Origin of the sequence: Bacillus sp. GMa5/1, assembly GCF_050172015.1 — a bacterium.
Lineage (GTDB): Bacteria > Bacillota > Bacilli > Bacillales > Bacillaceae_G > Bacillus_A > Bacillus_A cereus.
Genome location: NZ_JBNLYC010000231.1, coordinates 1 through 5,457, shown reverse-complemented (window position 1 = coordinate 5,457; position 5,457 = coordinate 1). Strand labels below are relative to the sequence as shown.

Genomic DNA, 5,457 nt, shown 5'->3' with positions numbered 1-5,457 from the left:
TATTTATAAGTGTAATACAATACGAATAGATAATAAGAAATGAGGGGGAATGTAAAGTGATTACACATATATCAGATATAAAACTACAAACGGTTTCCATAGAAGGGATAAAACAAGTTTATAAGGACATATTATCTCTTCCAATAAAAAAAGAAACAGCATCCTTCATTCAATTTGAAGTAACACCTTATACAACAATTAGTTTTCAAGAAGTGTATGAACCAATTGCACCTGCACATTTTGCTTTTGAAATCCCATATTCAAAATTTCATGAAACAGCAAGATGGCTTGAGGAGTCTGGATTACTCATTGCGAAATGGAAAGATGGTCATATAATTGATGAAGAGGATGGTCGATTCAATTTATACTTTAAAGACGGAGATGGAAATCTACTCGAAATTATCGCGCATAGTTATGTTAAAGAAGATGTATTAGTACCGCATTCACCTTTAAACATTTTATATGTAAGGGAAATTGGTCTTCCTGTTAAAAGTGTACCTATTTTTAGGGAATGGCTGAAATCAAATCTAAATATGAAAACGATGGAAGACGGGGATATTTTTAATTTTGTAGTTGGTGGCACTGCTTATGTCGTCGCAACTTGGTGGCAGCGACCTTGGATTCCAATCGCGATGAAAGCTTTACCACCGAAAGTTCATGTTTCTTTCGGAACAGCGGATCTCGCATTTTTACAGCGAATCCAAATTAACTTTAAGAAAAATAATGTGCCATTTGAATGTAAACATAATGAAGTGTCATTTATTGTGCAGGGATATTCATTTTCTATTGTGTATACACCAGAGTTTCATTCCAATATTCCTAGCAAAATAAACTTACCGCTTTCTATATAGTTATAGAAAGCGGTAAGTTTATTTTGCTTTAAGGAAAATTAAAGTCTAGTTATTATGTTGATTTAACATTTGAGCTATTCCTTGACCAAATGACCAATTCTCCATAGGTGTCTCGTGTAGTGTAATGAAAACATCAGCAGTAGAGATTTGTAAAGTATTAGCTGTACTAGTGGCTATAGCTTTATATAAATCTTTTTTTTGATTAATTGTTCTCCCAGGTCCACATGTAATAGAAATATAAATCATATTATTGGATCGTTTTAATGAACCTTCTAAAAGATAAGATGAATTATAAAAAAGTTGATGAGAAGGATAAGGTAAAAACATTTGAAAATAATCATTTTCAGGAATATTGAAATGTTCAATTAACGAATGGTGAATTTGATTGCTTACATTTTTTAATAACTTATTATCGGATAATTTTTCAGGATGATAAACAGTGACAAATGGCATAATAGAGGACTCCTTTCCTTTTGATTTTATTTTACTTCCAATATTTCCATTTGTATAATTGAAAATATATTAACGAATTATCAATAAAATCGATGAAGGTGGTGTATGAAATGGAAATGAAAGAATTACTTACATTTAAAAAAATTATTGAAGAAGGAACGTTTTCACAAGCTGCTAAACAATTAAACTATGCACAATCAACAGTAACAACACATATAAAAAAGCTGGAAAATGAAATTGGTTTTCTGTTATTTGAAAGAGGATGGGATGCAAGATTAACAGAAGAAGGAAAACTTTTTGCAGAGGAAGTAGAAAACTTAGTAACACATTGGGAATATTCTATAACTCAAGCACAACGTATTAGTAATGAAGAAAAAGGGAGTTTGAGAATAGGCCTATTAGAATCCGTTGCTAAAAGGTTAATACCAATAATATTAGAGTTTTTAAATGCTGAAAAACCATATATACATTGTGATTTTGTAGTGGGAAATACAGCACTTTTATCAGAAATGATAGAACATAATAAGATTGATTTTGCGGTGTGCGGAAATAATGAAAATAAATCAAAGGTAAAATTCATCCCAATATGTGATGAACAGATTGAATTTATAGTGAATAATCCCGAGCATCCTTTGTTACAAAAAGAATCCGTTGAAGCATTTGATATTATAGATTATCCAGTTATTGTAGGAGAAAGTAATTGTTATTCGTATCAATCTGTAAGTTCTCTCCTAGCGAAAAATAATTTATCTTTTAAAAGAGTTTATAATTGTAGTGCTTTAAACCTCATTCCAGAAATGCTTTTTGAAAATGCGATAGGAATTATCCCGAAAGGTACAATTTTGAATGAAGAAATACTATCTTTTAAGATTAAGGACTTTAATTCTAAAATCCCGATTGGTATATTAATTTCTACTAAAAATAACAATTATTTAAGTCAAACGAAACAAAAAATTATCAACATCATTAAAGTCGCCCTATAATTATGCTAAAAAATTATAGGGCTGTTTTCGATACGTACTTTTCTTTTAGCATTTCAGAGATTTTTGTAATAATAGGATTTATGTGAGTAGAAGGATTTCCTAACATTGCAGTGAATTTAAAATAGGGGTGTAGAATACTATATGGTTTAAGGAGGGTGAAACTTGAACTTAGGTGAGCCAATGGCTAAAGGAAATACAGCGGAAATTTATCTGTATGATAATAAGATTGTGAAGTTATTTAAAGAATATCTTCCAGGTACAGAGTCTATGAATGAAGCAAAAAAACAAAAATATGCTTATTCATGCGGGCTGCCAGTTCCAAACGTATTTGAAGTGACAAAGATACACGATAGACAGGCAATTATTATGGAATACGTAAAAGGTGTCAGCTAATAATAATGAATTACTAAATAAATTAATGCTTCAGTATTGTAATTAAATGAGTAAAATTATTGGATTTTGCTTACAAAGAATATAGTAGTAAAAAAGGAGTCTGTTTTATGAAAACTGATGAATCGATTTCATTGAATACCGAATTTGAGAAATCTGCTCCTGCGCTACAACTTTTGAAATTACATAAGCGATTCGGTGAATTTATTGCAGTAAATCGTATTGATTTAACTATTCCAAGTGGTTCTTTTTACGGAGTTGTTGGACCTAACGGAGCAGGAAAAACTACATCTTTATCAATGGCTGTTGGTTTGTTAAGGCCAGATGGCGGAAACGCTAAAGTTTTTGGGATTGATGTTTGGAGTAATCCAAAACAAGCTAAAACGTTGATTGGAGTATTACCAGATGGATTGGCTTTACCAGAAAGACTTACTGGTCGCGAATTATTAACATATATGGGGTTGTTAAGAGGAATAGATGCCAATGAAGTTGCTCAGCGGGCAGAAGAATTACTTGCAGTATTAGAGTTGAATAATACTGAGGGGACTTTAGTTATTAATTATTCTACTGGTATGCGTAAAAAACTCGGCCTTGCACTTGCACTTCTTCATGCGCCAAAATTACTCGTTCTCGATGAACCGTTTGAGGCGGTAGATCCCATTTCTGCAACTACTATTAAAAAGATTTTACAGAAATTTGTTAGTTCAGGTGGTTCTGTAGTATTTTCTAGTCACGTCATGGCATTAGTTGAACAACTTTGTGACCACGTTGCAATTATTTCGAAAGGGGGAGTACTTTCATCCGGAAAGATGGAAGATGTTTGTGGTGAAGAAAAACTAGAGGATATTTTCATTCGATTAGTAGGTAAACCCGCCGCTAAAGGAGGGGAATTGTCTTGGTTAATGTTTTAATTCAAATGAAGTTATCAATACTTAAACATTCAATGAATCGTGGCAGGGCAGTTCTATTTATTATGACAGGATTAGTTGGTTTGTCGCTAGCGATTGGAACTATTTTACTTTTTTCTTTTTATCCGACAGAACAAAATATATCAAAAAGCATTCTATATGTAACATTCGCTATTTGGACAGTAGGATGGATTATAGGTCCGATGCTTACTGGAGGAGACGAAATATTACGCCCTGAATATTTTGTGTTGCTTCCGCTCAATTCTTATAAACTAGCTAGGATGCTTCTCGGTGTAACTTTTATAGGAGTAGGACCACTGGTTAGTTTTTTAGCTTTTATAGGATTATTAATTTATGCAGCTAGAATTAGCATATATGCGATTATAGTAGCAGTTCCAGCAATTATTTTGCAGTTAGTTTTTGTAGTATTGTTATCCAAAGTAATAGTTAGTATTATGGGTGAGGCGATGAAATCAAGAGTCGGTATGGAAATGGGAGCGATGTTCATTGGTTTCATCATTGCATTTCTAAATGTCGGCTGGTATGCACTTCCTGTAATCAATAGAATCGTATTTAGTGATACTACGCTATTTTACATGATTCCATCTAGTTGGACGATACTTGCTGTAGAGTACGCTAGTCAATCTAATTGGTTATTAGCTTTTATTTTCTTAGGTACAATAACAATATTTTGTGGGTTTCTTTTATTTATATGGACTATATTATTGACTAGACGTAAAGAGATAGATTCAAAAAAAGTTCAAGTGAAGATTATTAATAAGCATTATAGAAAGGCTTTTAAAATCTTTTTTGAAACTAAAATAGGAGCTGTTATAACTAAGGAACTTAAAAGTTGGAGAAGAGATCCACAACGAGGCCGTTTCCTGCGAATGGGCATATGGATAGGTGTATTTTATGGGGTTTTAGTTACGATTGCTAATATACCTTACTTAATGCCTTGGGCGGGGGGAATTATGGTTGTATTTACAGGTATGTTTGCTTGTAATTTATATGGTTTCGATGGAAGCGCGTTATGGTTAACGTTGGTGACACCTGGTGCAGAAAGGATTGACGTGCGTGGCCGCCAATTAGCTTGGTTGATAGCTATTGGTCCTGTGGCAATTTTAACTACAATAATTTTCACTTTTTCTAGCGGACTTACTTTCGTTTATCCATGGGTATTTGCAGTAGTCCCAGCTTTACTTGGTGGGACAGTCGGCCTTATTGTCTTATTTTCTGTAGTTAATTTAATTCCAATTACTGATCCACATCGCCGTGGAAGAGGAACGATAATATCTGCTGACGATATGAATGCGAGTAAAATGTTTATAACCACGTGGCTCATGCTGTTGATGGTGCTAGTAACAACGATACCTTCGTTACTAGTTATATGGTTGGGGACATCATTACATATACAATTCATACAATGGTTAGGTGTACCGACTGGGGTTTGTACGGGAGTGTTTTTAGCATGGCTATTTGGGCGCATCGCTTACAAAAAACTTGAAAGAAATGGCCCTGAGTTGCTATTTGAAATGAAAAGTGGGATGAAAATTAACAGTGATAATTACAAAAAGAAAATTCGTAATAAAGAAATGGAATTACCAAAGAAAAAACTTACCGTTGTTGTTCTTCTTGTGTTTATGGGAATCTTTTTCTTGGTGCACCAAAGTATAGTGCCGATTGTCTTTGAAATATTTGATGTGGATGAAAGAGTCCGTCTATTTTTTCTTTCGCGCTACCTTCCTCATATTGCCCGCATTCCTGTAAGTATCATTTTCGCTGTACTAGGTATAGTGTTTTTGTATAAAGCAATATTAATTAAGAAACAGCACGTAAAAGAATCACAACTAATAAAAGATGATATGTAAA

The 5,457-nt window shown here is 33.3% G+C and carries 5 protein-coding genes and 1 pseudogene; 5 read left to right on the top strand and 1 reads right to left on the bottom strand.

The window, feature by feature from the left end; genetic code table 11:
- Window positions 1-56 precede the first annotated feature (56 nt).
- Entirely contained in the window at window positions 57-851 is a 795-nt protein-coding gene (locus ACQGSG_RS26135) for a VOC family protein (RefSeq protein ID WP_426948368.1), read from the top strand.
- A gap of 45 nt (window positions 852-896) precedes the next feature.
- Here ACQGSG_RS26135 and ACQGSG_RS26130 read toward each other — a convergent pair whose 3' ends face one another.
- On the bottom strand, window positions 897-1,304 hold the full coding sequence (locus tag ACQGSG_RS26130) for a tautomerase family protein (protein ID WP_001117408.1): 408 nt from the start codon (window positions 1,302-1,304) through the stop codon (window positions 897-899).
- A gap of 110 nt (window positions 1,305-1,414) precedes the next feature.
- Between ACQGSG_RS26130 and ACQGSG_RS26125 the strand changes: the two genes are divergently transcribed.
- The 4 genes and pseudogenes from ACQGSG_RS26125 to ACQGSG_RS26110 all read left to right on the top strand — a co-directional run bounded on the left by ACQGSG_RS26125 (window position 1,415) and on the right by ACQGSG_RS26110 (window position 5,456).
- Window positions 1,415-2,287 carry a LysR family transcriptional regulator gene (locus ACQGSG_RS26125; protein ID WP_048657160.1) on the top strand — a complete coding sequence of 291 codons (873 nt, stop codon included), beginning with the start codon at window positions 1,415-1,417 and terminating at the stop codon, window positions 2,285-2,287.
- A 162-nt stretch (window positions 2,288-2,449) separates the two neighbouring features.
- Window positions 2,450-2,677: pseudogene (locus ACQGSG_RS26120) on the top strand (aminoglycoside phosphotransferase family protein); the annotation flags it as partial.
- A gap of 110 nt (window positions 2,678-2,787) precedes the next feature.
- The gene (locus ACQGSG_RS26115; RefSeq protein ID WP_016110045.1) at window positions 2,788-3,588 is read left to right on the top strand and encodes an ABC transporter ATP-binding protein; all 801 of its coding nucleotides are present in this window, start codon (window positions 2,788-2,790) and stop codon (window positions 3,586-3,588) included.
- Window positions 3,573-5,456: a hypothetical protein gene (locus ACQGSG_RS26110; RefSeq protein ID WP_098435057.1), complete on the top strand. Its 1,884-nt coding sequence runs from the start codon at window positions 3,573-3,575 to the stop codon at window positions 5,454-5,456. Before ACQGSG_RS26115 ends, ACQGSG_RS26110 begins: the two co-directional genes overlap by 16 nt.
- Window position 5,457: the final 1 nt, after the last annotated feature.

Coding starts and splice junctions, on each gene's coding strand:
- ACQGSG_RS26130 (WP_001117408.1), bottom strand. CDS start 1,304: ATGCCATTTGTCACTGTTTATCATCCTGAAAAATTATCCGATAATAAG.
- ACQGSG_RS26125 (WP_048657160.1), top strand. CDS start 1,415: ATGGAAATGAAAGAATTACTTACATTTAAAAAAATTATTGAAGAAGGA.
- ACQGSG_RS26115 (WP_016110045.1), top strand. CDS start 2,788: ATGAAAACTGATGAATCGATTTCATTGAATACCGAATTTGAGAAATCT.